This is a genomic window from Pelomonas candidula, from assembly GCF_043555985.1.
Classification (GTDB): Bacteria; Pseudomonadota; Gammaproteobacteria; order Burkholderiales; family Burkholderiaceae_C; genus Pelomonas; species Pelomonas candidula.
In genome coordinates this window covers 229,555-253,703 of the sequence record NZ_JBIGIC010000004.1, presented here as the reverse complement: position 1 = coordinate 253,703, position 24,149 = coordinate 229,555, and the positions used below count along the sequence as shown (strand labels likewise).

At 70.0% G+C, this 24,149-nt stretch carries 24 protein-coding genes; 11 read left to right on the top strand and 13 right to left on the bottom strand.

The features are described from left to right. Nucleotides 1-23 precede the first annotated feature (23 nt). The 4 genes from ahpF to lysA form a co-directional block, all read right to left on the bottom strand. Entirely contained in the window at nucleotides 24-1,577 is a 1,554-nt protein-coding gene (gene ahpF, locus ACG04R_RS09935) for an alkyl hydroperoxide reductase subunit F (RefSeq protein ID WP_394408966.1), read from the bottom strand. 196 nt (nucleotides 1,578-1,773) lie between these two features. Further along, entirely contained in the window at nucleotides 1,774-2,337 is a 564-nt protein-coding gene (gene ahpC / locus ACG04R_RS09930; protein ID WP_394408963.1) for an alkyl hydroperoxide reductase subunit C, read from the bottom strand. A 118-nt stretch (nucleotides 2,338-2,455) separates the two neighbouring features. Beyond that, nucleotides 2,456-3,586, bottom strand: a complete 1,131-nt coding sequence (locus ACG04R_RS09925) for an HD-GYP domain-containing protein (protein WP_394408960.1) — start codon at nucleotides 3,584-3,586, stop codon at nucleotides 2,456-2,458. 55 nt (nucleotides 3,587-3,641) lie between these two features. Next, nucleotides 3,642-4,886 (bottom strand): diaminopimelate decarboxylase, encoded by a 1,245-nt coding sequence (gene lysA / locus ACG04R_RS09920; protein ID WP_394408957.1) that lies wholly within the window; start codon nucleotides 4,884-4,886, stop codon nucleotides 3,642-3,644. A gap of 70 nt (nucleotides 4,887-4,956) precedes the next feature. Between lysA and ACG04R_RS09915 the strand changes: the two genes are divergently transcribed. Next, nucleotides 4,957-5,865 carry a LysR family transcriptional regulator gene (locus ACG04R_RS09915; RefSeq protein ID WP_394408954.1) on the top strand — a complete coding sequence of 303 codons (909 nt, stop codon included), beginning with the start codon at nucleotides 4,957-4,959 and terminating at the stop codon, nucleotides 5,863-5,865. On the opposite strand, the gene dxs is transcribed toward ACG04R_RS09915, so the two are convergent. From dxs to xseB, 3 genes are read right to left on the bottom strand one after another with little or no spacing between them, the layout of a single operon-like run. Then, nucleotides 5,813-7,720, bottom strand: coding sequence for a 1-deoxy-D-xylulose-5-phosphate synthase (gene dxs / locus ACG04R_RS09910; RefSeq protein ID WP_394408951.1), 1,908 nt, complete (start codon nucleotides 7,718-7,720; stop codon nucleotides 5,813-5,815). The genes ACG04R_RS09915 and dxs overlap by 53 nt on opposite strands. Nucleotides 7,721-7,735: 15 nt before the next feature. Then, on the bottom strand, nucleotides 7,736-8,623 hold the full coding sequence (locus ACG04R_RS09905; protein ID WP_394408948.1) for a polyprenyl synthetase family protein: 888 nt from the start codon (nucleotides 8,621-8,623) through the stop codon (nucleotides 7,736-7,738). A gap of 3 nt (nucleotides 8,624-8,626) precedes the next feature. Further along, complete coding sequence (gene xseB, locus ACG04R_RS09900) at nucleotides 8,627-8,878, bottom strand: exodeoxyribonuclease VII small subunit (protein WP_394408945.1); 252 nt, start codon at nucleotides 8,876-8,878, stop codon at nucleotides 8,627-8,629. A gap of 258 nt (nucleotides 8,879-9,136) precedes the next feature. On the opposite strand from xseB, the gene ACG04R_RS09895 reads away from it, so the two are divergent. From ACG04R_RS09895 to ACG04R_RS09870, 6 genes are all read left to right on the top strand, one after another. Further along, the gene (locus ACG04R_RS09895) at nucleotides 9,137-10,258 is read left to right on the top strand and encodes an aromatic ring-hydroxylating oxygenase subunit alpha (RefSeq protein ID WP_394408942.1); all 1,122 of its coding nucleotides are present in this window, start codon (nucleotides 9,137-9,139) and stop codon (nucleotides 10,256-10,258) included. Between the two features lie 17 nt (nucleotides 10,259-10,275). After that, nucleotides 10,276-11,160: a DMT family transporter gene (locus ACG04R_RS09890; protein ID WP_394408939.1), complete on the top strand. Its 885-nt coding sequence runs from the start codon at nucleotides 10,276-10,278 to the stop codon at nucleotides 11,158-11,160. Continuing rightward, a complete protein-coding gene (locus tag ACG04R_RS09885; protein WP_394408936.1) occupies nucleotides 11,157-11,969 on the top strand; it encodes a sulfurtransferase in 813 nt (270 codons plus the stop codon). The genes ACG04R_RS09890 and ACG04R_RS09885 overlap by 4 nt, the downstream gene beginning before the upstream one ends. A 78-nt stretch (nucleotides 11,970-12,047) precedes the next feature. Next, nucleotides 12,048-12,482, top strand: a complete 435-nt coding sequence (locus tag ACG04R_RS09880; protein WP_394408933.1) for a universal stress protein — start codon at nucleotides 12,048-12,050, stop codon at nucleotides 12,480-12,482. A gap of 123 nt (nucleotides 12,483-12,605) precedes the next feature. Further along, entirely contained in the window at nucleotides 12,606-13,262 is a 657-nt protein-coding gene (locus tag ACG04R_RS09875; RefSeq protein ID WP_394408930.1) for a response regulator, read from the top strand. Next, nucleotides 13,259-14,590 (top strand): sensor histidine kinase, encoded by a 1,332-nt coding sequence (locus ACG04R_RS09870; RefSeq protein WP_394408927.1) that lies wholly within the window; start codon nucleotides 13,259-13,261, stop codon nucleotides 14,588-14,590. Before ACG04R_RS09875 ends, ACG04R_RS09870 begins: the two co-directional genes overlap by 4 nt. Before the next feature lie 21 nt (nucleotides 14,591-14,611). Here ACG04R_RS09870 and ACG04R_RS09865 read toward each other — a convergent pair whose 3' ends face one another. Continuing rightward, entirely contained in the window at nucleotides 14,612-15,694 is a 1,083-nt protein-coding gene (locus ACG04R_RS09865) for a lactonase family protein (RefSeq protein WP_394408924.1), read from the bottom strand. Nucleotides 15,695-15,885: 191 nt separating this feature from the next. Beyond that, entirely contained in the window at nucleotides 15,886-17,172 is a 1,287-nt protein-coding gene (locus ACG04R_RS09860; protein ID WP_394408921.1) for an MFS transporter, read from the bottom strand. Nucleotides 17,173-17,273: 101 nt separating this feature from the next. On the opposite strand from ACG04R_RS09860, the gene ACG04R_RS09855 reads away from it, so the two are divergent. The 4 genes from ACG04R_RS09855 to ACG04R_RS09840 all read left to right on the top strand — a co-directional run bounded on the left by ACG04R_RS09855 (nucleotide 17,274) and on the right by ACG04R_RS09840 (nucleotide 20,215). Next, the gene (locus ACG04R_RS09855) at nucleotides 17,274-17,843 is read left to right on the top strand and encodes a TetR/AcrR family transcriptional regulator (RefSeq protein WP_394408918.1); all 570 of its coding nucleotides are present in this window, start codon (nucleotides 17,274-17,276) and stop codon (nucleotides 17,841-17,843) included. Between the two features lie 79 nt (nucleotides 17,844-17,922). Then, on the top strand, nucleotides 17,923-19,095 hold the full coding sequence (locus ACG04R_RS09850) for a serine hydrolase domain-containing protein (protein ID WP_394408915.1): 1,173 nt from the start codon (nucleotides 17,923-17,925) through the stop codon (nucleotides 19,093-19,095). Then, a complete protein-coding gene (locus tag ACG04R_RS09845) occupies nucleotides 19,092-19,868 on the top strand; it encodes a hypothetical protein (RefSeq protein WP_394408913.1) in 777 nt (258 codons plus the stop codon). Before ACG04R_RS09850 ends, ACG04R_RS09845 begins: the two co-directional genes overlap by 4 nt. Next, nucleotides 19,865-20,215, top strand: coding sequence for a hypothetical protein (locus ACG04R_RS09840; protein WP_394408910.1), 351 nt, complete (start codon nucleotides 19,865-19,867; stop codon nucleotides 20,213-20,215). The genes ACG04R_RS09845 and ACG04R_RS09840 overlap by 4 nt, the downstream gene beginning before the upstream one ends. On the opposite strand, the gene ACG04R_RS09835 is transcribed toward ACG04R_RS09840, so the two are convergent. The 4 genes from ACG04R_RS09835 to ACG04R_RS09820 form a co-directional block, all read right to left on the bottom strand. Further along, nucleotides 20,162-21,238 carry an alpha/beta hydrolase family protein gene (locus tag ACG04R_RS09835; RefSeq protein WP_394408907.1) on the bottom strand — a complete coding sequence of 359 codons (1,077 nt, stop codon included), beginning with the start codon at nucleotides 21,236-21,238 and terminating at the stop codon, nucleotides 20,162-20,164. The two genes, ACG04R_RS09840 and ACG04R_RS09835, sit on opposite strands and share 54 nt — an antisense overlap. 96 nt (nucleotides 21,239-21,334) lie before the next feature. Continuing rightward, nucleotides 21,335-22,378, bottom strand: a complete 1,044-nt coding sequence (locus ACG04R_RS09830) for an AraC family transcriptional regulator (protein WP_394408904.1) — start codon at nucleotides 22,376-22,378, stop codon at nucleotides 21,335-21,337. Continuing rightward, nucleotides 22,365-23,147, bottom strand: coding sequence for a ZIP family metal transporter (locus tag ACG04R_RS09825; protein ID WP_394408901.1), 783 nt, complete (start codon nucleotides 23,145-23,147; stop codon nucleotides 22,365-22,367). Before ACG04R_RS09825 ends, ACG04R_RS09830 begins: the two co-directional genes overlap by 14 nt. 136 nt (nucleotides 23,148-23,283) lie before the next feature. Further along, nucleotides 23,284-24,147, bottom strand: coding sequence for a dienelactone hydrolase family protein (locus ACG04R_RS09820; RefSeq protein ID WP_394408898.1), 864 nt, complete (start codon nucleotides 24,145-24,147; stop codon nucleotides 23,284-23,286). Between the last annotated feature and the right edge of the window lie 2 nt (nucleotides 24,148-24,149).

The following is a 24,149-nucleotide window of genomic DNA, read 5'->3' as shown; positions in this document are numbered from 1 at the left end:
GTCGGGCCCGGCGCCGTACCGCTTCAGCTGCGCATGAGGTAGTCGAAGGCGCCGAGAGCCGCCTTCGCGCCGTCACCGGCGGCGATGATGATCTGCTTGAACGGCACGGTCGTCACGTCGCCCGCGGCGAACACGCCGGGCAGCGAGGTCGCGCCCTTGGCGTCCACGATGATCTCGCCGTGCTTGCTGAGCTCCAGCGTGCCACGCAACCACTCGGTGTTGGGCACCAGGCCGATCTGCACGAAGCAGCCGTCCACCTCCACGCGCTTGGCTTCGCCGGTCACACGGTCGGTGTAGTTGAGGCCGTCGAGCTTGCCGTTTTTGCCGGTGAACTCGGTGGTCTGCGCGTTCGTGATGATGGTGACGTTGGGCAGGCTCTTGGCCTTGTTGACCAGCACCGCGTCGGCCCGCAGCTCGGCGCCGAACTCGATCAGCGTCACGTGCCGCACGATGCCGGCCAGATCGATGGCCGCCTCGACGCCCGAGTTGCCACCGCCGATCACCGCCACCGGCTTGCCCTTGAACAACGGGCCGTCGCAGTGCGGGCAGTAGGCCACGCCCTTGTTCTTGTACTCGGCCTCGCCGGGCACGTTGACGTTGCGCCAGCGCGCGCCGGTCGACAGGATGACCGTCTTGCCCTTGAGCTTGGCGCCATTCGCCAGTTCCACCTCGACGAGGCCGCCCGGCTGCGCGGCAGGAATGAGCTTCTCGGCGCGCTGCAGGTTGTGGATGTCGACCTGGTAGTCCTTCACATGGCCTTCCAGCGCCGCGGCGAACTTGGGGCCGTCCGTCACTGACACCGAGATGTAGTTCTCGATGCCCAGCGTGTCGTTCACCTGGCCGCCGAAGCGCTCGGCCGCAACGCCGGTGCGGATGCCCTTGCGCGCCGCATAGACGGCTGCCGCAGCGCCGGCCGGGCCGCCACCGATGATGAGCATGTCGTAGGGCTTCTCGGCGTCAAGCTTCTTCGCGTCACGCGCGGCCGAGCCGGTGTCGAGCTTGGCGATCAATTCTTCCAGGCTGATGCGGCCCGAGACGAAATGCTCGCCATTCAGGTAGACGCTGGGCACGGCCATGATGTCGCGCGCCTCGACTTCCGCCTGGAACAAGCCGCCGTCGATGACCGTCGTGCGGATGCGCGGGTTGACGATGGACATGAGCGACAGTGCCTGCACGACGTCTGGGCAGTTGTGGCAGGTCAGGCTCATGTAGATCTCGAAGTCGAGGTCGACGTCCAGCGCCTTCACGGCGTCGATCTGTGCCTGCTCGACCTTGGGCGGATGGCCGCCGGTCCACAGCAGCGCAAGCACGAGCGACGTGAATTCATGGCCCAGCGGAATGGCGGCGAAGCGCAGCGATTGCTCGGTACCGGTGCGGCGCAGCAGGAAGGACGGCGTGCGCGTGTCAACGCCATCGGCACGGAACGAGATCTTGTCGTTCATGCCGGCGATCTCTTCGAGCAACTCGCGCATCTCGTCGCTGGATGCGGAGTTGTCCAGCGAGGCGATGATCTCGAAGGGGACCTTGACGTGGTCCAGATAGCCCTGGAGCTGGGTCTTCAGTGCGGCGTCCAACATGGTGACTTCCTTTCAGTGAGGCGTGGCGAGACGGGCCACTGCTGAAAGGGTCCCCGGGGGTGGAGGCCCTTTCAGCAGAACCTGTGAGGCTCTGCGGAAGGAAGGAGCCCTCCCGGGCCCCTTGCGAACAGCATCTTGATCAGTTGAGGTCGGAGCTTGCCGCTGCGCGACAAGGTCCAACCCGCAAGTTCATAAGTTAGATCTTGCCGACCAGGTCCAGGCTCGGAGCGATGGTCTTGGCGCCATCGTTCCACTTGGCCGGGCAGACTTCACCCGGGTGAGCGGCGGTGTACTGGGCGGCCTTCAGCTTGCGCAGCGTTTCCTTGACGTCACGGGCGATCTCGTTGGAGTGCACTTCGGCCGTCTTGATCTGGCCTTCCGGGTTGATGACGAAGGTGCCGCGCAGCGCCAGGCCTTCCTCGGGGATGTGCACGCCGAAGGCGTTGGTCAGCGTGTGGGTCGGGTCGCCCACCAGCGGGAACTTGGCCTTGCCGACGGCCGGCGAGGTCTCGTGCCACACCTTGTGCGAGAAGTGCGTGTCGGTCGTGACGATGTAGACCTCGGCGCCCAGCTTCTGGAACTCGGCGTAGTTGTCGGCCGCGTCTTCGACTTCGGTCGGGCAGTTGAACGTGAAGGCTGCCGGCATGAAGATCAGCACGGACCACTTGCCCTTCAGCGTCTCGTCGCTGACGGTGATGAACTTGCCGTTGTGGAAGGCTTCGGTCTTGAAGGGCTGGACTTGGGTGTTGATCAGGGACATGGAACGCTCCGTGTTGGGGGTGGGGTGATGGGATAGGAAGAACTATATCGAAGACTGGTTTTCAGTTGAAAACTTTAATCAAATCGAAGCTATTGATTCAGCCTATCGGCCCGGATGCTCACGCCTCGTAGCGACGGTCATAGAGCTGATGCGGGCTGAGCTTCACGCGCAGCATCTGCGCCGAGGCGACGGCCGCGATGGTATGTTCTGCCAACGAGGTGTCGCGCCGTATTGGAGAGCCTAGTGCATCTCCATGTCGATTCATCACCGCGCTGACGACAGGCGTACTGCCTGATGCGCCACGACGCACCGTCACCGCCACCTCCCCGCTGGCCAGCCTGACCAGCGTGCCGGGCGGATAGATGCCGAACTCCTTGACCAGCAGCGCCGCAAACGCATGGCCGTTGCTGCCGGTGTAGAGCGCCTTGGCCGCCAACGGCGCGGTCAGGCCCGGCCGCCCACCGCGGCTGGCGAGCTTGGCCAGGAAGATGTCGACCATGCGCAGCAACTGCGCCGCCTCGGAAGGCTCGCCGAGCCCCAACGGATAGCCACCGCCACCGGGTTGCTCGTGATGCTGGGCCACGGCCGACAGCCATTCCGCGTCGTCCAGACCCGCCTCGCGCAGCAGCACGACCGCCTCGTCCGGGTGGCGGTTGATGGCCGCCCGCTGCGGCGGCAGCAGCTTGCCGCCGCGTGACGCCAGGCGCCCCTGCAGGTCGATGATGGGCAGGTTCATCGTCAACGCGGCCCCGACGATGCTGCGCTGGCGCTCGGGTGCCCAGCCCAGCCGGCGCGACAGCAGCGCGCAGACGGCCGCCGCGTGCTGCAGGTGCGCGAGGCCATAGACCTCGTGGCGCGCGTGGTCGTGCTGGATCACGACGAACAACAGTTGGTCCGCGAAGCGCTCGGCCCAGCCGATCAGGTGGGCGGCGCATTCCTTCACGCGCGGCAGGAAGAGCGGCTCCTGCGGCGCACGCAGCAACACGCCCAGCCGGGTCTGCAACGCTTCCCAGCGCGCAAAGAAGTCCTCCATGCCGGCACCGCTGTCATGGCTGCGTACCGAGGCGTCGCGCAGTTCGTCCAGGTCGACGAACACGCCGCGGTTCAGCAGCGCCTCGCGCGTCTGGTCGGTGGGCACCATCTGCCCCTTGGCCAGCAGCAGCTTGCCTTCGGCGTCGCGCACGCCGAACGGCAGCGGTGCGCCAGACTTGATGTGACCACCTACCTGTTGGATCGGGACGAGCTTCATGGCCGGATGATCTCCGGAGAAATGAGCGCCTCCCGTCAGGATTGACCTGGGGTGGTCAGTTCTCGAGCGCCAACAATTCCTCGACCGTCTGGCGCCGGCGGATCAGCCGGGCCACGTTGCCGTCCACCAGCACCTCGGCGGCGAGCGGCCGGCTGTTGTAGTTGCTGGACATGGACGCGCCGTAGGCCCCGGCGTCGTGGATGACCAGCAGGTCGCCCACCTTCGCCTCAGGCAGCGCGCGCGTCAGCACCTCGCCGCCTGCAGCTTGCGTGAACACGTCGCCGGACTCGCACAGCGGGCCGGCCACGACCGTCTCCCGCACCGACCGCAACGCACCGTCCTGCGGCAGCAGCGTCATCGCGTGGAAGCTGCCGTACATGGCCGGGCGCATCAACTCGTTGAAGCCGGCGTCCACGAGAACAAAGCGATTGGCGCCAGCGTTCTTGACGGCACGCACCTCGGCCAGCAGCACGGCGCTCTCGGCGACGAGGTAGCGGCCCGGCTCGAGTTCCAGCGTCACCGCGTGGCCCACCAGCGCCTCGGCCTCACGGCGTGCCGCGTCCCAGAGGCCGAAGTAGTGGTCCACGTCGATGCCCGCATCGCCCTCGCGGTAGGGAATCGACAGGCCGCCACCGGCCGAGATCGCATGCAGGTCGTGGCCAGCCTCGGCGGTCTGCTTGACAAGACCGACCATCGCCTGGCCGACCTGGGCCAGGTGGCCGTAGTCCACGCCCGAGCCGATGTGCATGTGCAGGCCCACCAGCTTGAGCCCGTGCTGGCGGATGGCGGCCAGCGCCGCGCCGAGGTCGGCGTGCCAGATGCCATGCTTGCTGTGCTCGCCGCCGGTGTTGGTCTTGTGGCTGTGGCCATGGCCGAAGCCGGGGTTGATGCGCAGCCACACCGGATGGCCGGGCGACGCCGCCCCCAGCTGATGCAGCATGTCGATGGAGCCGGCGTTGACGGGGATGCGGTACTCGACGACGGTGGCCAGCGTGGCGTGGTCCAGCAGGTCGGCCGTGAAGACGATGTCGTCGCCGCCTGGAGGGTAGCCCGCGGCCAGCGCACGCAGGATCTCGCCGCGCGACACCGAATCCACCTTCACGCCGGCCTCGCGCAGCAGCTTGAGGATGTGGATGTTGGAGCACGCCTTCTGCGCGAAGCGCACGACGTCGAAGCGCTTCAGCGACGCAGCGCGGGCGCGGATCGTGGCGGCGTCGTAGACCCACAGCGGCGTGCCGTGTTCGGCAGCGAGGGCTTGCAGGCGGGTGGGCGTGAGGGCGGTGGGCAGGGGCTTGGTCATGGTTCGCAGCATGCTGCCTGCCACCCATTCAATCAAATTGCAATTTGTCGTTGGACAATCCATTCCTGATATGGACATCCAGCACCGCCACATCGAGGTCTTCCGTGCCGTCATGACGGCCGGCAGCGTCACCGCCGCCGCGGCGCTGCTGCACACGTCGCAGCCGACGCTGAGTCGCGACCTCGCGCGGCTGGAACAGTTGCTGGGCTATGCGCTGTTCGAGCGCGCACGCGGGCGGCTCAAGGCGACGGCGCGGGCGCGGGCGCTGTTCGATGAGGTCGAGCGCAGCTTCCAGGGCCTGGCCCGCGTCATCGAGCGCGCTCAAGGCCTGGGCAAATCCGAGGACACGGAACTCAGCGTGCTGAGCCTGCCGGCCCTCAGCCACGCGCTGCTGCCCGGTGCGCTGGCCACGCTGCTGGCAAGCCACCCCGCGGCGCGCGTCTCCATCACGCCGGCCGAGCCGCCGCTGCTGGACGCCTGGATGGGTGAGCAGCGCTTCGACCTCGGCCTCGCCGAACAGGCGACGCCGCTGCCGGGCGTGCGCGTGGAGGCGGTGCTGGAGGCGGACGAGGTAGTGGTGCTGCCGGCCGGCCATGCACTCGCCTCGCGCCAGCGGCTGGCGCTGAAGGACTTCGACGCGCAGGACTTCATCAGCTTGGCCGAGGACGACCCCTACCGGCGCGAGATCGACGCGCGCTTCGCCGCGGCCGGCGTGCAGCGGCGGCTGCGCGTGCAGACACACAGCGCCGTGGCCGTCTGCGAGCTGGTGCGGGCCGGACTGGGTGTCGCCGTCGTCAATCCGCTGACGGCGGCCGCCTGTGCGAGCAACAGCCTCGTCGCGCGGCCGCTGACCATGTCGATTCCCTACCGCGTCTTTGCGCTGATCCCGCTGCACCGGCCAGCGCAGCCGCTGGTGGACAGCCTGCTCAGCGCGCTGCGGTCGAGCGCACCACCGTCGGCTTCGCGCCGAAGCGCTTGACGATGCTGGCCTCGATGCCGGCGGCGTCCAGGCCGCACAGGCTCATCAGCTTGGCCGGGTCGCCATGCTCGACGAACTCGTCGGGCAGGCCCAGCTGCAGCACCGGCACGGTGATGCCGGCGGCATTCAGCGCCTCGGCCACGGCGCTGCCGGCGCCGCCCATCACGCAGCCGTCCTCGACGGTGACCAGCGCGTCATGCGTGCGCGCCAGCTCGGCAACGAGCTCGGCGTCCAGCGGCTTGACGAAACGCATGTTGGCGACCGTCGCGTCCAGGCGTTCCGCCACCTCCAGCGCCGGGTAGAGCAGCGTGCCGAAGGCCAGAATGGCGATGCGCTGGCCGCTGTTGTGGCTTTCGCGGCGCACCTCGCCCTTACCCCAGGCCTGGGCTGTCATCTGCTTGACCGGCGTGATGCCGGCGCCCGCGCCACGCGGGTAGCGCACCGTCACCGGGCCGTCGTGCATGAAGCCGGTGTACAGCGCCTGCCGGCATTCGTCCTCGTCGGCCGGCGTCAGCACGGCCATGTTCGGGATGCAGCGCGTGTAGGCGATGTCGTAGTTGCCGGCATGCGTCGCACCGTCGGCGCCGACGAGGCCGGCGCGGTCCAGTGCGAACAGCACCGGCAGGTTCTGGATGGCCACGTCGTGGACCAGCTGGTCGTAGGCGCGCTGCAGGAAGGTCGAGTAGATCGCGACGACAGGCTTGATGCCCTCGCAGGCCAGGCCGGCGGCGAACGTGACCGAGTGCTGCTCGGCGATGCCCACGTCGTGATAGCGCTGCGGGAAGCGCTTGTGGAACTCCACCATGCCCGAGCCCTCGCGCATGGCCGGCGTGATGCCGACGAGGCGCGAGTCGGCCTCGGCCATGTCGCACAGCCACTCACCGAACACCTGCGTGAAGGTGGTCTTCCCCGGCGTGGCCGGCTTGACGAAGCCGACGGCGGGGTCGAACTTGCCAGCGGCCGCGTGGTACTTGACCGGGTCGGCCTCGGCCAGCTTGTAGCCGGCACCCTTCTTCGTGACGATGTGCAGGAACTGCGGGCCCTTCTTGTCGCGCAGGTTCTCCAGCGTCGGCACCAGGGAGTCGAGGTCGTGGCCGTCGATGGGGCCGACGTAGTTGAAGCCGAACTCCTCGAAGATCGTGCCCGGCACGACCATGCCCTTGGTGTGCTCCTCGAACTTGCGCGCGAACTCGTACAGCGGCGTGTTCTTCAGCACACTCTTCGCACCCTCGCGCGCGGCGGTGTAGATGCTGCCGCTCATCAGCCGCGCGAGGTACTTGTTCAGCGCGCCCACCGGCGGGCTGATCGACATGTCGTTGTCGTTCAGGATGACCAGCACGTCGCCCAGCAGGCCGCCGTGAGCCACGCCGGCGTTGTTCAGCGCCTCGAAGGCCATGCCCGCCGTCATCGAGCCATCGCCGATGATGGCCACGGCCTTGCGGTTCTCGCCCTTGAGCTTGGCCGCCATGGCCATGCCGTGGGCAGCGGAAATCGACGTCGACGAATGGCCCGTGCCGAAGGTGTCGTAGACGCTCTCGTCGCGGCGCGGGAAGCCGCTGATGCCGCCCAGTTGGCGCAGCGAGCCCATGCGGTCGCGCCGGCCCGTCAGCACCTTGTGCGGATAGGTCTGGTGGCCCACGTCCCACACCAGCCGGTCTTCCGGCGTGTTGAAGACGTAGTGCAGCGCCACGGTCAGCTCGACGGTGCCGAGGTTGGACCCGAGATGCCCCCCCGTCTGGGAGACGCTCTCCAGCACATAGGCGCGCAACTCGTCGGCAACCTTCTGCAGCTCCGTGCGGGGGAGCCGGCGCAGGTCGGCCGGGCTGTCGATGCCGTTCAGCAGCGTGTAGTCCATGGCGGCACCTTCTCGTTAGTTCACGCGTTCGACGACGGAGTCGGCCAGGAGGCTGAGGTGGCTGACGTCGGCCAGGCCGGTCGCGGCCAGCGCCGCCTTGGCCTCGACCCGCAGCTGCTGCGCCAGCGCCCGGGCGGGCTCCAGGCCCAGCACACTGACGTAGGTCGGCTTGTTGGCATCCTGGTCCTTGCCGGCCGTCTTGCCCAGCACATGGGAATCCTGCGTCACGTCGAGGATGTCGTCGACGACCTGGAAGGCCAGGCCCAGCGCCGCGCCGTAGTCGGACAGCGACTTCGTGGCCTGCGCCGACGCCGGGCCGCAGGCGGCACCCATCATCACACTGGCCTGCAGCAGCACGCCGGTCTTGCGGCGGTGCATGTCGCGCAGCGTGCGTTCGTCCAGCGTCTTGCCGATGCTGGCGAGGTCGATGGCCTGGCCGCCGGCCATGCCGTCGTAGCCGGACGAGCGCGCCAGCAGCGCGCACAGCCGGGCTTGCAGCGCCGGCGCGATGCCCGTATCCGGCGTCAGCACGTCGAAGGCCAGCGCCTGCATCGCGTCGCCGGCCAGCATGGCCTGGGCCTCGCCGAAGGCCACGTGCGTCGTCGGCTTGCCACGGCGCAGCACGTCGTTGTCCATGCAGGGCATGTCGTCGTGCACCAGCGAGTAGGCGTGGATCAGCTCGACGGCGCAGGCCGCGCGCATGGCGGCGAAGCTGTCGCCATTGACGGCAGCACAGCTCGCCAGCACCAGCAGCGGGCGCAACCGCTTGCCACCGCCCAGCACGGCATAGCGCATCGCCTCGCCGAGGCCGGCCGGCGCACCCGCAGGCACCAGGCTGTCGATGGCTGCCTCGAAGGCAGCCAGGGACGTATCGACCCAGTGGTCAAAGTCCTTTGCATCCATGATTCAGGAGCCCTCCCAGGCTTTCAGCTCTGCCCCGTCCAGCAACCTGACCTGCTGCTCCACCGCCTGCAGGCGGCCGCGACAAAGGGCCAGCAGATGGGCCCCGCGCTGATAGCTTTGCAGGAGCTGGTCCAACGGCAGTTGCTGGCCCTCCATCGCCGCTACCAGGCGCTCCAGCTCGTCGAGCGCCTGCTCGTAGCTGAGATCACTGCCGTCTGACGCGGCAGCCTTGGTGCGGGAGGAGGACTTTGTCATTTCAAAACGCGAAACAGCAATTGTAGACAGCGGGTTTTGACATCCCGTGTAACGAAGGCCCTGCTGTAGCCGCCATCCGACGCCCTGGCTAGAATCCCGACCCTCTTCCGCGGCGCAGCGCATGCGTTCGCCGCTTCCAGTTGGACGCGCGCAGGCGCGATCCGCCCCTTCACCACAGCAACCTGGCCGACTCGGCATTCCCGAGATGCGCCGGAGGGACGCAGCACCCCTACCCCGCCTGAAAGACCCGCCTGGATCATGTCCGACCTGAGCCTTCCTGTCTCGGCGCTACAACGCAGCCAGACCCAGCTCCCGGTGAGCGCCTATTTCGATCCCGATCTGTTCCAGCGTGAACAGGCCAGCATCTTTCAGCGAGGGCCCCGCTATGTCGGCCATGCACTGGCCGTGCCGGAGGTGGGCGACCACTACGCGCTGCCGCAGGAGGGCGAAGGTCGGGCGCTGGTGCGATCGGCTGAAGGCAAGCAGGGGATCGAGCTGATCTCCAACGTCTGCCGCCACCGCCAGGCGGTCATGCTGCGTGGGCGCGGCAACACGAAGTCCAACATCGTCTGCCCGCTGCACCGATGGACCTACTCCCACCAGGGTGAGCTGATCGGCGCGCCGCACTTCGACCACGACCCCTGCCTGAACCTGAACAACTACAAGCTTCGGGAATGGAACGGCCTGCTGTTCGAGGACAACGGCCATGACGTCGCCGCGGAGCTCGCCAAGCTGGGCCCGCGCGCGCAGCTGGACTTCTCAGGCTATGTGCTCGACAAGGTCCAGGCCCACGAGTGCAACTACAACTGGAAGACCTTCATCGAGGTCTACCTCGAGGACTATCACGTCGGTCCCTTCCACCCCGGCCTGGGCGGCTTCGTCACCTGCGACGACCTGGCCTGGGAGTTCGGCAAGCATCACTCGGTGCAGACCGTCGGCGTGCACAAGGAGCTGGAGCGCCCCGGCTCGCCGGTCTACCAGCGCTGGCACGACCAGTTGCTGAAGTACCGCGAAGGCCGCCCGCCCGAGGCCGGCGCGATCTGGCTGACCTACTACCCGCACATCATGGTCGAGTGGTACCCGCACGTGCTGGTCGTCTCGACGCTGCACCCGCAAGGTCCGCAGAAGACGCTGAACCTCGTCGAGTTCTACTACCCCGAGGAAATCGTCGCCTTCGAGCGCGAGTTCGTCGAGGCCCACCAGGCGGCCTACATGGAGACCTGCGTGGAGGATGACGAGATCGGCGAGCGCATGGACGCCGGCCGCAAGGCCTTGATGATGCGCGGCGACAACGAGGTGGGCCCGTACCAGAGCCCGATGGAAGACGGCATGCAGCACTTCCACGAGTGGTACCGCAACGAGATCGGCGCCGACCTCTGATGCCGGCGCCGCTGCTCATGGTCCTGGCGACCCTGCTGTTCGCCACCATGGGCGTCTGCGTCAAGCTGGCCAGCGATCTGTACGCGGCCAGCGAGATCGTCATGTACCGCGGCCTCGTCGGCATGGCCTCGATGGCCCTGCTGACCCGCCACCAGGGCATGAGCCTGGCCACCAAGGTGCCGGGCATGCACGTGTGGCGCAGCATCTCCGGCGTCGCGTCGTTGTGCCTGTGGTTCTACGCCATCGGCAAGCTGCCGCTGGCCACGGCCATGACGCTGAACTACATGTCCTCCGTCTGGATGGCGCTGTTCCTGCTCGGCGGCGGCGTGCTGATGGGCGCGCAGAAGCTGGACTGGCGGCTGATCGCGTCGGTGCTGCTGGGCTTTGTCGGCGTCGCGCTGATCCTGCGCCCCTCGCTGGACCAGCAGCAGCTTTGGCATGGCCTGGCCGGTCTCGTCTCCGGCATGCTGGCCGCGCTGGCCTACCTGCAGGTGACGTCGCTGGGCCGCGCCGGCGAGCCCGAGCTGCGCGTCGTCTTCTACTTCTCGATGGGCGGCGCGATCGCTGGCGGCCTCATCACGGCGGTCACCGAAGGCGGCCTGCAGACGCACACGCTGCGTGGCGCCGCGCTGCTGCTGGCGGTCGGGCTGCTCGCCACGGCCGCCCAGGTCTGCCTGACCCGCGCCTACGCCATCGGCCGGCCGCTCGTGAACGCCTGCCTGCAGTACCTGGGCATCGTCTTCTCGTTCGGCTACGGCATGCTGCTGTTCAAGGACCCGCTGACCTGGCCCGCCACGGTCGGCATGGTGCTCATCATCGGCGCCGGCCTCATCGCGACGCTGCTGCGCGCCAAGGTCGCGCCACCGCCCCGCGACAGCCAGTTCAACCCCAACGAGTCATGACCTACACGACGCTGATCTCTCCCGCCCAGCTGCGCGACCTGACCGACCCGCTGATCCTCGACTGCAGCTTCGACCTCGCCGACACGTCAGCCGGCGAGCGCGCCTACGCAGCGGGCCACATCCCCGGCGCGTTCTACCTGCACCTGGACCGTGACCTCGCCGGCCCCAAGACCGGTGCCGACGGCAGCTTCCACGGCCGCCACCCGCTGCCCGAGCGCGAAGCCTTCGCCGCGCTGCTGCGCCGCCTGGGCCTGCGCGCCGGCCGACAGGTCGTCACGGTCGATTCGCAGGGTGGCATGTACGCCGCGCGCGCCTGGTGGATGCTGCGCTGGCTGGGCCATGCCGAGGTCGCCGTGCTCGACGGCGGCTGGGACGGCGAACGCACGACCGCCGTGCCCACCGCCACGCCGACCGACTGGCAACCCGGTGCCTCCCTCGTCCAGCACATCGATGCCGCCTCGTTGCTGAAGCAGCTGGGCAAGGTCCGCCTCGTCGACGCCCGCGCCGCGGAGCGCTTCCGCGGTGACGTCGAACCGCTGGACAAGGCCGCCGGCCACATCCCCGGCGCCGCCAACCGCTTCTTCAAGGACAACCTCGGCGCCGATGGCCGCTTCAAGCCCGCCGCCCAGCTGCGCGCCGAGCTGCAGCCGTTCGCCGCCGGCACGGTCGTGCACCAATGCGGCTCCGGCGTCACCGCCTGCCACAACCTGCTGGCCATGGCCCACGCGGGCCTGGGCGATGGCGTGCTCTACCCAGGCTCGTGGAGCGAATGGTCGGCCGACCCCGCGCGGCCGATCGCCAGGGGATGAACAACGGCTTGATCTCCGACAAGCGGCTGACACGCTGATCGGCCACACTGGAGTCCTCCCCAACGATTGGAGGACCGAATGTTCAAGCGCATCCTCGTTCCCACGGACGGCTCCGACATCACCGCGCACGCGGTGGACACGGCCATCCAGCTCGCCAAGATCCACGGCGCGCAGCTGCTGACGCTCAGCGTCATGGAACCCTTCCCCTACAGCGCGGTCTCCGAGATCCAGCCCGTGCCGCCGCAGGAGTTCATCGACGCGCAACTGCGCGTCGCCACCCAGCGCGTCGAGGCCGTCACCGCCGCCGCGGCCGCGCAGGGCCTGTCCTGCAAGGGCCACACCGTCGAGGCCCTGCATGCCTGGGAAGCCATCATCGACCACGCCAAGGCCGAGGGCGTGGACCTCATCGTCATGGCCTCGCACGGCCGCAAGGGCTTCGCCGCGCTGCTGCTGGGCAGCGAGGCACAGAAGGTGCTGACGCACGTCGAGCTGCCCGTCCTGATCGTCAAGTGATCTTGAGCTGCCGTTGAGCTTGGGCCGGCCAAAATCGCCGGATGCTCAGGCCCCCACGCTCACATCGTTCGCCGCCCCCCGAGGGGGCTTCAGCACCCTCCGGGCGGCCGAGCGGGTGCTGACATGCACCTGCTGCTCATCGAAGACGACCTGGACCTCGGCCGCAGCCTGCAGGCCGCATTTCGCCAGCAAGGCCTCAGCTGCGAGTGGCTGCGCCGTGCGCAGGACGCGCCGCTGCAGCTGAGCGACGTGGCCGCCGACTGCGTGCTGCTGGACCTCGGCCTGCCCGACGGTTCCGGGTTCGACCTGCTGGCCCGCTGGCGCCGCGCTGACGCCGCCACGCCCATCGTCATCATCACCGCCCGCACCGCGCTGGAGGACCGCCTCGCCGGCCTGGACGGCGGCGCCGACGACGTGATCCTCAAACCCTTCGCCATCCCCGAGCTGGTCTCTCGCATCCATGCCGTGGTGCGCCGCAGCGCGCGGCAGGCGCACGAGGCCTGGCAGTTCGGTGACCTCGTCATCGAGCCCCGCGCGCATGCGGCAAGGCTCGCCGGCCAGCCGCTGACGCTGACGGGGCGCGAGTTCCAGCTGCTCGTCGAGCTGGCCCGCGAGCCCGGCGCCGTCGTCGCCAAGGGCCGCATCGCGCAGCGCCTGGCGCCGCTGGAGGAACCCGTCGACGCCGCCACGCTGGAGATGCACGTCAGCAACCTGCGCAAGAAGATCGGCGCCGAGCGCATCCGCACCGTGCGCGGCATCGGCTATCAGCTCGTGGCATGAGGGCGCTGCTGCAGCCGCTGTGGCGCCCCACGCTGCTGCGCCGCGTGCTCGGCGCGCTGCTGCTGGCCTTCGCGCTGGCCGGCACGGCGCTGCTGGCGCTGGACTTCATCGAGTTCAAGCGAGAGATGGGCGAGCACCCCGGCGTGCAACTGCTGGCCGACGGCATCGCCGCATCGCTGACCCGCGTGGCGGACGCGCGGGATGCCGCGCTCGTCGTGCGGGTCCGCGCGGACGAGCTGAATGGCATGCGCCGCGCGGGCGGTCAACTGCCGGGCGACGTCGAGTTCCGCCTCGACGACACCGGCGGCCGCACCGTGTTCGCCACGCCCGGCGCCACCACGGCCACGGCCGCCACCCACTGGCTGGCCCACGCCCGCGGCGGCGCCTGGCGGCTGACGCTGGCCGAGCCCCGCATCGGCGACGCCACGGTGCTGGGCTGGCTGGGCCGCGAGCTGTTGCCGTCGCTGCTGCTGGCCTTCCCGGTCGTGCTGCTGCCTTTGTGGATCGCCGTGCGGCGCGGCATGAAGCCGCTGACCACGCTGGCCGACACCGTCACGCGCCGTGACGCGCAAGACCTGTCGCCACTGGGTTTCACGCCGCGCCACGATGAACTCAGGCCGCTGGTGGCCGCCTTCGACGAACTGCTCGCGCGGCTGCGCGCCCAGCTGCAGCGCGAACGCGCCTTCGTGCAGGACGCCGCCCACGAGCTGCGCACGCCGATGGCGGTCGTCGCGGCCCAGGCCCACCTGCTCGCCCACGCGGCCGACGAGGCCGAACGCCGCCAGGCGGCCGGAGCGCTGGACGCCGCACTGCGCCGCGCCTCCCACCTTAGCCGCCAGCTGTTGACGCTGGCCGCGCTGGACGAGGGTCGTGCCGCGCCGGAAGAACCGCTGGACGTGGCCGCGCTCGTCGAGCAGGCGCTCGCCCAGATGGCGCCCCGGGCGCTGGACCTGGGGCTGGACCTGTCGCTCGACGCCCCGCCCGCCCTGCCCGCACAGCTCGACCGCGGCGCCTTCGAGTCGGTCCTGCACAACCTCGTCGACAACGCGCTGAGGTACGTGCCCAGGGGCGGCCGCGTCGTCGTCACGCTGGCGGGCGGCGCTGAAGCGCTGACGCTGCGCGTCGCCGACGACGGCCCGGGCATCCCGCCCGCGCAACGCGAGGCGGCCTTCGAGCGCTTCTGGCGTGGCCCGGCTGGCAGCGACGTCAGCGGCACCGGCCTGGGCCTGGCCATCGTGCGCCACGCCGCCCTGCGGCTGGGCGGACACATCAGCATCCAGGACGGGCTGGACGGGCGCGGCTGCACCTTCGTATTCGAGCGGCGTTGATGCAGCCGCGCCCGCCGCGGCTTACTGGCTGAACGCCACGCCGTTGAAGCTCGGCACGCCGATGGCGCCCGTCGTGGCCGCGGGCGTGAGGTCGCCGTAGGCGTCGAGCGCGTACACGCCAATGTGGCCGCCGTCCGCGGCGGTGTAGATGACGGCCAGCCACTTGCCGTCCGGCGAGACGGTCAGGTCGGTCGGCGCGCCGGGCAGTGGCACCGACTTGTAGAAGCTGCCGCCGACGCCGTCGCTGAAGAAGATCGAGATCGCCTTGGCCGGCGTGTTGCCCGAATACCAGAGGTTGCCCGGACCCTTGACCAGCCAGCAGGGCGCATTGCCATTGGGGAAGGCCGGCGTCGGGCCCGCGATCGGGTAGACCGTGCGGGCCGGGCTGACGAGGGCCAGGCTGTTGGGGCTGTGGGCCGGGTTGAAGCCCAACAGGTCGCCCCAGAAGGCGGCGCCCAGCGGCGTGTCGTTGGCACCGGCGGGCAAGGCCACCACGCTGCCCGTGCCGGCCAGCCTGCCCTCGCGGTTCAGCGGCAGTTGCAGGACCGAGCCCGACTTCATCGTCACGGCCGCCCAGCTGCGGCCGGCCACGACCTGGGCCGACGACGCATCGGGCAGCGACACCGCCGTGCCGTCCAGCCGGCCCGACGGCCAGTCGTGCGACTCCACGCAATTGGCGCCCGCCACGTAAAGGTGATCGTGCTTCAGCGCGATGGACACCGGCCGGGTGCAGCCCGACGCGAGGTCGAAGCTGCGGCCCACATGCACGAAGTCGCCCTGGCGGACCAGCTGCGTCACCGAGTTCGAGCCGTAGTTGGCGACGGCACCGATGTCGTCGTGGAACTGCACCAGCCCGGCATTGCCGCCGGCGCCGCCGGCACCGCCGGTGGCCAGCGACGTCACGTACGACAGCGACGCCGCGCCGTTGGTGTCGAGCCGGAAGACGACGATGTTGTTGGCCGTCGCGTTGTTGGTGCTGGTCACCAGCAGCGTGGCCCGGTCCGGGCCGCGGTCGTGGTCGTCGTGCGCGAAGGCGGGGGCGCCGACGAATGCCGTTGCCAGCGTGCTGATGAAGGTGGCGATGAAGGATTTGCGCAGGTTCATGGTTGCTCCTCGATTGGCGATGGGCCGGGCCCGGTGGATGCGAAGCGCTTCCACGTCCGATGCCGGAAGCGCTGGGCTTGGTCCGTCGAGGAGCTACGTCCTTACGAGGCGAATGGCCCCAGGAACCAGGGACGTGGCTCCTGTAAGGCGAAGGCCCCGCCGCGCGACTGCGCGCGCGGGGCCGATCGTGGTCAGCCGGCCCGGGCCGGCGCCGCGCTGGCAGCCGGGCTGCGCATGCCCAGCACCACGCCTGCCGCCAGCAGGCAGGCGGCACCCGCCACGAACAGCGCCGGCGAGTACGACAGCATGACCGAGCGCGTGAAGCCCGCGCCGAACGCGGCCGCGGCCGCGCCGAGCTGATGGAAGGCGAACACCCAGCCGAACACCAGACCTGCGCGCGCCGGCCCGAAGGCCTGGGCGGCCAGCTTGACCGTGGGCGGCACGGTGGCGATCCAGTCCAGCCCGTAGAACATCGCGAACGTCGACAGGCCCGCGACCGTGAAGTCCGAGTACGGCAGCCAGAACAGCGACAGCCCGCGCAGGCCGTAGTACCAGAACAGCAGCTTGCGGTTGTCGAAGCGGTCGGACAGCCAGCCCGACAGCGTCGTGCCGATGAGGTCGAACACGCCCATCATGGCCAGCACCGACGCCGCCGGCACCGGGCCCAGGCCGCGGTCGCCGCACAGCGAGATGAAGTGCGTCTGCACCAGGCCGTTGGTGCTCAGGCCGCAGATGAAGAAGCTGGCGGCCAGCGCCCAGAAGGCCGGCACGCGCGAGGCGCTGGCCAGCGTCTCGAACGGCAGCTTCCACGTCGGCACGGGCGCGCCGCCGGCGGGCGGCGCCTCGGTGGCGCCGTAGGGCAGCAGGCCCAGGTCGCCCGGCGAGTTGCGCACGAACAGCATCACGAGCACGGCCAGGATGCCGGTCGCGGCGATGACGGGCATCAGCGCGAAGCGCCAGCCGTGCGTCTCGATCAGCCAGGTCGCCAGCGGCAGGAAGATCAGCTGCCCCGTGGCACTGCTGCCCGCCAGCAGCCCCATCACCAGACCCTTGCGCTGCACGAACCAGCGGTTCACGACCGTGGCGCCCAGCACCATGGCCGTCATGCCCGTGCCGAATCCCAGCACCACGCCCCACAGCACGAAGGCCTGGGCCAGGTTGTGCATGAACGCGCCCGCCAGCAGCGTGCCGCCGATGATCAGCGCGGCCAGCGTGACGACGTGGCGCACGCCGTAGCGCAGCAGCACGACGGCGGCGAAGGGCCCCAGCAGCCCGAACAGCGCAAAGCGCGTCGCGAAGACGGACGACAGCTCCGTCGTGCTCCAGCCGAACTCCTGCGTCATCGGTTGCAGCAACGCGCCGGGCAGGCCCAGCGCGGCCGACGTGATCAGCATGGCCAGGAAGGTCAGCGCGGCCACCACCCAGGCGTAGTGGATGCCGCGGCGCTGCAGGAACTGGGCAAGACGGGTAGCGAGCATCACGGCACCTCCGCAATTTTGATTGCGATTGATTTCAATAAATCAATGGTATCAGTCACAATCAAAACCATGCAACATTCCGGCGTTCAGGAGCTCCGGCCATGAAAGTGACCAAGGAACAGTCCGAGCTGAACCGCCAGGCGCTGCTGGACGCGGCGGCCCGGCTGTTCAAGCAGCACGGCATCGACGGCGTCGGCGTGGCCGACATCTGCAAGGCTGCGGGCCTGACGCATGGCGCGCTGTACAAGCACTTCGCCGACAAGCAGGACCTCGCCGCGCAAGCCTTCGCGCACAGCTTCCGCAAGGGTTTCGACTGGACGACCCAGGCCGGCAGCGGCAAGGCCCCGACGCTGTCCACCTACCTCGACCAGTACCTGAGCCGCCGCGTGCGCGACGACCAGGCGGCCGGCTGCCCGGTCGTCACGTCGGCCTGCGACACCGGCCGGCAAAGCGAGGCCGTCAGCCAGAGCTACACGGCCGGTTTCGCCGAGCTGCGCGACGGACTGCAGGCCGTGATGGGTGACGACCCCGCCAGGGCCACGCTGGCCGTGGCCGCGCTGATCGGCGCGATGGCCTTGTCGCGCGGCATCGTCAAGACCGACCCCAAACTCGCCAACGAGGTGCTGAAGCAGGTGCGCGGCGAGATCGAGCGGCTGGCTGACGGCAACTGAAGGCAGCTGACACGATCTTTGGCTGGCCTTGGGGTCGGCTGCGAAGAATGCGGAGCGTCTCCACTCCGATGCCCTCGCGATGCTGTTCCGCGCCCTCGTTCTGTCCACCGTCGCCGCCCTCACCGCCTGCGGCGGCGGCAACTCCGAATCCAGCCCCCAGCCGCAGGCCCAGGCCCGGCTGCAGCAGGCCGCCGACGGCGCCATCGTCAGCGGCCTGGCCGGCGTGGCCATCGAGCACCTGAGCGCCGCCGACACGACGCAGGCGCTCGCCGGCCTGCGCCAGGTCGGCGCCACGCCCAAAGTGCAGGCGGGCGACGCCTTCATGATCGGCTCGACGACCAAGGCGATGACGTCGGCGCTGGCCGGCCGCCTCGTCGAGCAGGGCCGCATCGGATGGGCGACGACCCTGGCCGACGCGCTGCCGGATCTCGCGGCCGCGATGAAGCCCGTCTACCGCGGCATCACGCTGGAGCAGCTGCTGTCGCACCGCGGCGGGCTGCCGGCCTTCACCGGCGTCGACGATGTCGCTCGCTTCCAGGCCTACCTGCTCGCCCAGACCGCCCCACTGCCGGCGACGCCGCTCGGCCGCGAGCGCTTCTTCGCCGCGTGGCTGCTGGCACAGGACCCGCCGACGGGCGTCACGCCGGGGCAGACCTTCGTCTACTCCAACGCCGGCTACGCGCTGGCCGCGCTGATGCTGGAGACGCGCACCGGCCGCGCCTTCGCCGACCTGTTCGAGCAGGAGTTGGCGAAGCCGCTGGGTATGACGGTGACGTGGACGCTGGCCGACGCGACCTTCGTCAACCGCCCGGTCGGCCACGTCGGCGCCCGGGGCGGGCTCAAGCCGCTGCCCCCGGAGGACGCCGACACGGCCGCCTGGCTGGACGTGCTGCGCGCCAGCGGCCAGGGCACCACGATCAGCCCCGACAGCTACGCCACCTGGGTGCGCTGGCATCTGCGGGCGCTGCGTGGCGAGGTCACGCCGCTGCCCAGCAGCTACGTGCAACGCCTGCAGGCACTCAAGGCCGGCGACTACGCGCTGGGCTGGATCGCGGCGGACATCGACGGCCGCGCCGTGCTGGTCCACAACGGCGCGGACCGCGGCTTCTCCAGCCTGCTCGTCGTCGACACGCGGGGGCGCAGCGCCAGCTTCGCGTTCACCAACAGCGAGGCCGACGACGGCGCGTGGGTGCTGTCCGCGCTGAACGAGACGCTGCTCGCCATCGAACGCGCACTCCCGCCGACGACATGAGGACGATCGCCCTGCTCCTGCTGGCCGCCGCGCTGTCGGCCCACGCCGCGCCTCCCGAGCTGCCTCCCGTGACGGTCGAAGGCGAGAGCACCGCCAGCCGCGAGCAACAGACCGTGGCCGATCTGCTGCGGGTGCTGGACGTGTTCGAGCGCGAACGCGCCACGCTCGCACCGCAAGCCGAGCTGCGCATCCGCGTGCTGCCGCGCCGCGACCTGGCGGACGTGCCCGCGCTGGAACTGCGCCACGGCAGCGCGCGCGAGCCTATCGCCATCGATGCGCTGGGCCGCTTCGCCATCCCGCCCGCGTGGCGAGCGCTGCCGCCGGACGCCATCGTGCGCAGCCACCTGCTTTCCGGTCGCCTCGCCTGGGCCGTGGACGTGCGCACGCCCGGCCTGCCCGACGACACGCGGCGGCTGGGCGACCTGCGCCTGGAATGCCGCGCCGACCTCTATGGCGGCGCGCTGATGCGCGGCATCAAGCCGCCGGCCTTCTACGCGGCGCGGGCGGTGACGGACATCTGCATGAGCAGCCTGGTCGCCTACGGCTTCTTCGCCGACCGGCCCATGTTCGCCGCGCAGATCCGCGAAGGCGCCCGCCGGGCCGAGCTGCCCTACCGCTGGATGCACGGCAGCGAGATGGGCCAGAGCAGCCTGATGTTCGCGCTGCTGGACTGGCCGTTCGCGCTGCGCGACCGTTTCGTCGTGCTGCCGCCGGACAAATGGAAGTCCTGGTCCAACGATGCCCGCGTCGAACTGGAGGCGATGACACCATGAACAAGCTGCTTTCCCTGCTGCTGTGCGCCGCGCTGGCCGCCTGCACCACCGTCGGCAACGGCCGCGTGCAGACGCTGAAACCCGCCGAGGCCAGCGAGTTGCTGCGGCCCGGCCAGACGACGCTCGCCGACGCCGAGCGGCTGCTGGGCGCCGGCAAGGTGCTGCGCTTCGACAGCGGCTGGACCACGGTCCACTACGTCTACCGCGACGGCCTGCCGCGCGCGCTGGACTTCGTGCCCCTGGTGGGCCTCGTCACATCGGCCATCGACACACCGGAGACCGAACTGGTGCTGCTATTTGACGGGCAAGGCCTGCTGCGCAAGTTCAGGCTCCGCCGTGCCGGCTGACAGCAGGTGACGCTGGAAGAACGCGACCGTGCGGCCCACCCACAGCGCCGTCGTCGCCGGCCGGTCAAAGCCCGGCGGATCGCACAGCAGCGAGCACTCCAGGTGGCCCAGCCGGTCGGCCGGCGGCGGCGGCGCCAGCAGCGCACCATGGCCCGCGCCGGGCAGATCGGCCAGCCGCTCGCAGCCCTGGCAGGCGGCCAGAACCGGCTCGCTGTGGAAGCGCGGCGACAGCCAGCGGTCGTCGCGGGCGGTGATGAGGCCCAGCGGCACGCGCGGGTGCACCAGCGACGCCAGGTCGAAGTCGGCCGCGGCCGGCACGCCGGCGACGATGGCAGCCAGGCGTGGGTCGGTGTGCGTCTGCGGGGCGTCGTCGCCGCCGAACTTCCAGCTCAGCACACGCCGCGCCAGCCACAGCTTGAAGCCGTCGAGCCAGCCTCCGGTCAGCCCGGTCGCCAGGCCCACGCAGGCGTTGAAGTCATCGGCCAGGTGCTGCTCGCAGTGCTGGCGGAAGCGCTCGGGCGACCAGGCGCCCCCCGCCAGCGTCAGCATCGTGTGCCCGCCGGCCGACATGCCGAAGCCGCCGACGCGGTCCAGCTTCAGCCCGGCGAAACGCGGATCGGCCGCCACGCGATCGATGGCATGGCTGATCTCGGCGGGACGCAGCTTCCAGCTCTCGGGGCCGGGGTGGGCCGGGTCGGTCCAGTTGTCGCCCCGGTGCAGCGGCACAGCGACCGTGAAGCCGGCGTCGACCAGCGCCTGCGCCAGCGTCGAATGCACCCACGGCCCGCCGCCCGAACCGTGCGAGATGGCGATGAGCCGGCCATTGCCGGCCGCCGGCACGGCGTCGGGCGCGATCAGCAACCGCAGATCGCCGCGCGTCTCCGGCTGGCCGGCGGCGGCGGTGGGATAGAACAGCGTGACGGCGCCACCATCCTCGTCGGCGGGCAGCGTCAGCGTGCCGACGGTGGCGGCATGGGCCGTGATGCTGAAGGCCAGGCCGGCCAGCAGGGTTCTGAAGAACATCGCGAGACTCCTCGGGGTTGAGAAGCCGTCAGCCTCGGCGGTCGCAGGCCCCGCGTCTGGCCGAAACCTCGCGATTGCAGGTTTCGGCGCGCCTTTTCAAGAATCGGCCAGCGCTTTCTGGCGGAATTCGGTGGGCGTCAGGCCCGTGTCGGCCTTGAAGGCGCGGTTGAACGGGCCGATGGAACCGAAGCCCACGTCCAGCGCGATGCTCAGCACCGGCAGCGCACGCTCGGCCGGGTCGGCCAGGCGGCGCTTGGCCTCGGCCAGCCGCAGGCCGTTCACATAGGCATTGAAGTTGCGGTGGCCCAGGCCCTGGTTGATGACGCGGCGCAGCCGGTACTCGGGCGTACCCAGCTGTTCGGCAAGGCCGGCCAGGCTCAGCCCCTCCCGCGCGTAACCGCGGCCCTCGCTCATCAGCTTCGCCAGCGCAGCGGCGACCAGCTGATCCTGCGCATCGGTCGCTGGCGGCGGCGGTGACGCGGGCGGCTCGGCCTCGCCCCACAGCCCCTCGGCACGCGGCGCCAGCAGCCGGCCGGCGATGACGGCCGTCAGCGTCAGCAGCATGGCCACGTCGCCCAGCGCCGCGTCGCTGCTGAGGCTGCCGTCAGCAGAGCGCACGCGCATCACCACCATCGCGACGGCGTAGATCGAGCCGCCCCCCACGACGACGCCGCGCAGCCGGCGCCGGGCCTCGATGAGGTCCACCCGCCAGGGCCCGACGACGGACGCCAGGCCCAGCAGCGCAAAGACGACGGGGATGGCGCGCATCAGCACCCAGCCCTGCCACCACGGCGCCCACTGGCAAACGGTGGCGCCGAACGCGGCGACGGCGGCCCACAACCCGCCATGCCAGGCGCGCAGCCGGAAGCCGTCCTCGAACACGGCGCGCGCGAACAGCCAGAACAGCACGGCCGAGCCCAGCGAGATGCCGATGCCGGGCGCCTGCGGCTGGCAGCTCAGCTGGTGTTCCACCCACGGCGAGGCCGACAGCGCCTGCACGATCAGCGAAGCCGCCAGCGCGATGCTGACGCGCACGAGATCGGCGTGCCGGGCGTGGCGCCAGTGCGGCACCAGCGCAGCGATGACGAGGGCCAACAGCGCGATCAGCGCGCCGCGCAGCCCTGCGTCAATGAGCGCCATGCAGCATCTGCGACACCGCGAAGGCCACGCCCAGGCCCACGCCCAGCCAGGCCACCTGCGCGAAGGTGTCGCGCCAAGCCAGGCGCCGCTGCAACTGGGGCAGCAGGTCAGCCACGGAGATGTAGATGAAGCTGCTCGCCGCCGCCACCAGCAGATAGGGAAGCGCGCCCTCGAAGCCGCCGATGAGGAAATAGCCCAGCACGCCGCCGACGACGGAGGCCATGCCCGAGATCGCGTTGAACAGCAGCGCCTTGGCGCGGCTCAGGCCGGCGTTCAGCAGCACGATGTAGTCGCCCACCTCCTGCGGAATCTCGTGGGCCACGATGGCCAGCGCCGTCGCGAAGCCCAGTTTGGTGTCGGCCAGGAAGGCCGCCGCGATGATGGCGCCGTCGCAGAAGTTGTGGATGCTGTCGCCCACCAGCACGGTCAGGCCGCCGCGGCCGGCCTGCTCGGCGTCGAAGTGGTGGTGATGGTGGTGGCCGTCGTCCTCGTGGTGGTGGGTGTGGCGGTACAGCTCCACCTTCTCCAGCAGCCAGAAGAACAGCAGGCCGGCCAGCAGCACGGCGAACAGCGTCTGCGGCTGGGCCGTGCGGCTCTCGAAGGCCTCGGGCAGCACGTTCAGCAGCGAGGTACCCAGCAGGATGCCGGCCGACAGGCTGACCAGGCTCTTCACGAGGCGGGTCAGCACGCCGACGGTGAGGCTCGCGGCAACGAGCACCGACAGCAGCCCGCCCGCGAAGGTGGCGAGCACGATGTAGAGAAGGGTCATGTGACGGATTGTCCTGGAAGGCGCTGCGTCAGCGCGCCGACACATCAAGCGACTGCCGCGGAACCGGCTTCGCCGGGCCGTTGGCAGTGCCCCCTCTAAGGGGGCGCGCGAAGCGCGTAGGGGGTGGGCCGATCCGTCAAGCCACCCCGTTTTTCCTGAACCAGGCAACACACTTCGCCCAGCCGTCCTCGGCCGCCGCCTTGCGGTAGCTGGGCCGGTAATCGGCGTGGAAGGCGTGCGGCGTGTCCGGGTAGACGATGAACTCGCACGCCGTGTTGCCGGCGGCCTTCAGCGCCGCTTCCAGCTGCGTCAGCGTATCGACCGGGATGCCCGTGTCGGCCGCGCCGTACAGGCCCAGGACCGGCGCCTTGATGCTGGCGGCCTTGTCGATGACCGTCTTGTCTCCGGCGAAGTAGGGGCGCGCCACCGGCCCGTACCAGGCCACCGCGGCCTTCACGCCGGGGTTGTGGGCGGTATACGACCACGTCGTGCGGCCGCCCCAGCAGAAGCCGGTGATGCCCAGCCGGGTGACGTCGCCGCCGTTGGCCGCGGCCCAGGCGACGGTGGCATCCAGGTCGCCGTCGACCTGCGCGTCCGACGCCTTGCCGACGACCTCGGCGATGAGCTTGGGGATGTCCGTGTAGACGCCGGCATTGCCGTGGCGCACGAACAGCTCCGGTGCGATGGCGAGATAGCCCAGCTTGGCGAAGCGGCGGCAGACGTCGGCGATGTGCTCGTGCACGCCGAAGATCTCGCTGGCCACGAGGATGACCGGCAGGTCCTTCCTGCCGGCCGGCTGGGCGCGGTAGGCGGGCATCCTGAAGTCGCCCACCGGGATGCTGACGCTGCCGGCCTCCAGGCCCACGCTGTCGGTCGTGACCGTCTGCGCCGCCACCGGCAGCACGGCAGCCGCGAAGCCGCTGCCCACCGTCGTCTGCACGAAGTCGCGGCGGCTGAAATCGCGCCCGGGCACGAGGCTGTCGATTTCTTCTTTCATCATGG

Excerpts from the sequence above, each read along its gene's own strand:
- ACG04R_RS09845 (WP_394408913.1), top strand. The coding sequence starts at position 19,092 with ATGAGGACGATCGCCCTGCTCCTGCTGGCCGCCGCGCTGTCGGCCCAC.
- dxs (WP_394408951.1), bottom strand. The coding sequence starts at position 7,720 with ATGGACTACACGCTGCTGAACGGCATCGACAGCCCGGCCGACCTGCGC.
- ACG04R_RS09895 (WP_394408942.1), top strand. The coding sequence starts at position 9,137 with ATGTCCGACCTGAGCCTTCCTGTCTCGGCGCTACAACGCAGCCAGACC.
- ACG04R_RS09860 (WP_394408921.1), bottom strand. The coding sequence starts at position 17,172 with ATGCTCGCTACCCGTCTTGCCCAGTTCCTGCAGCGCCGCGGCATCCAC.
- ACG04R_RS09875 (WP_394408930.1), top strand. The coding sequence starts at position 12,606 with ATGCACCTGCTGCTCATCGAAGACGACCTGGACCTCGGCCGCAGCCTG.
- ACG04R_RS09885 (WP_394408936.1), top strand. The coding sequence starts at position 11,157 with ATGACCTACACGACGCTGATCTCTCCCGCCCAGCTGCGCGACCTGACC.
- ACG04R_RS09835 (WP_394408907.1), bottom strand. The coding sequence starts at position 21,238 with ATGTTCTTCAGAACCCTGCTGGCCGGCCTGGCCTTCAGCATCACGGCC.
- ACG04R_RS09825 (WP_394408901.1), bottom strand. The coding sequence starts at position 23,147 with ATGACCCTTCTCTACATCGTGCTCGCCACCTTCGCGGGCGGGCTGCTG.
- ACG04R_RS09870 (WP_394408927.1), top strand. The coding sequence starts at position 13,259 with ATGAGGGCGCTGCTGCAGCCGCTGTGGCGCCCCACGCTGCTGCGCCGC.
- ACG04R_RS09890 (WP_394408939.1), top strand. The coding sequence starts at position 10,276 with ATGGTCCTGGCGACCCTGCTGTTCGCCACCATGGGCGTCTGCGTCAAG.
- ACG04R_RS09850 (WP_394408915.1), top strand. The coding sequence starts at position 17,923 with ATGCTGTTCCGCGCCCTCGTTCTGTCCACCGTCGCCGCCCTCACCGCC.
- ACG04R_RS09830 (WP_394408904.1), bottom strand. The coding sequence starts at position 22,378 with ATGGCGCTCATTGACGCAGGGCTGCGCGGCGCGCTGATCGCGCTGTTG.
- ACG04R_RS09855 (WP_394408918.1), top strand. The coding sequence starts at position 17,274 with ATGAAAGTGACCAAGGAACAGTCCGAGCTGAACCGCCAGGCGCTGCTG.
- xseB (WP_394408945.1), bottom strand. The coding sequence starts at position 8,878 with ATGACAAAGTCCTCCTCCCGCACCAAGGCTGCCGCGTCAGACGGCAGT.
- ACG04R_RS09905 (WP_394408948.1), bottom strand. The coding sequence starts at position 8,623 with ATGGATGCAAAGGACTTTGACCACTGGGTCGATACGTCCCTGGCTGCC.
- ACG04R_RS09820 (WP_394408898.1), bottom strand. The coding sequence starts at position 24,147 with ATGATGAAAGAAGAAATCGACAGCCTCGTGCCCGGGCGCGATTTCAGC.
- ACG04R_RS09915 (WP_394408954.1), top strand. The coding sequence starts at position 4,957 with ATGGACATCCAGCACCGCCACATCGAGGTCTTCCGTGCCGTCATGACG.
- ahpF (WP_394408966.1), bottom strand. The coding sequence starts at position 1,577 with ATGTTGGACGCCGCACTGAAGACCCAGCTCCAGGGCTATCTGGACCAC.
- ACG04R_RS09865 (WP_394408924.1), bottom strand. The coding sequence starts at position 15,694 with ATGAACCTGCGCAAATCCTTCATCGCCACCTTCATCAGCACGCTGGCA.
- ACG04R_RS09925 (WP_394408960.1), bottom strand. The coding sequence starts at position 3,586 with ATGAAGCTCGTCCCGATCCAACAGGTAGGTGGTCACATCAAGTCTGGC.
- ACG04R_RS09840 (WP_394408910.1), top strand. The coding sequence starts at position 19,865 with ATGAACAAGCTGCTTTCCCTGCTGCTGTGCGCCGCGCTGGCCGCCTGC.
- ahpC (WP_394408963.1), bottom strand. The coding sequence starts at position 2,337 with ATGTCCCTGATCAACACCCAAGTCCAGCCCTTCAAGACCGAAGCCTTC.
- ACG04R_RS09880 (WP_394408933.1), top strand. The coding sequence starts at position 12,048 with ATGTTCAAGCGCATCCTCGTTCCCACGGACGGCTCCGACATCACCGCG.
- lysA (WP_394408957.1), bottom strand. The coding sequence starts at position 4,886 with ATGACCAAGCCCCTGCCCACCGCCCTCACGCCCACCCGCCTGCAAGCC.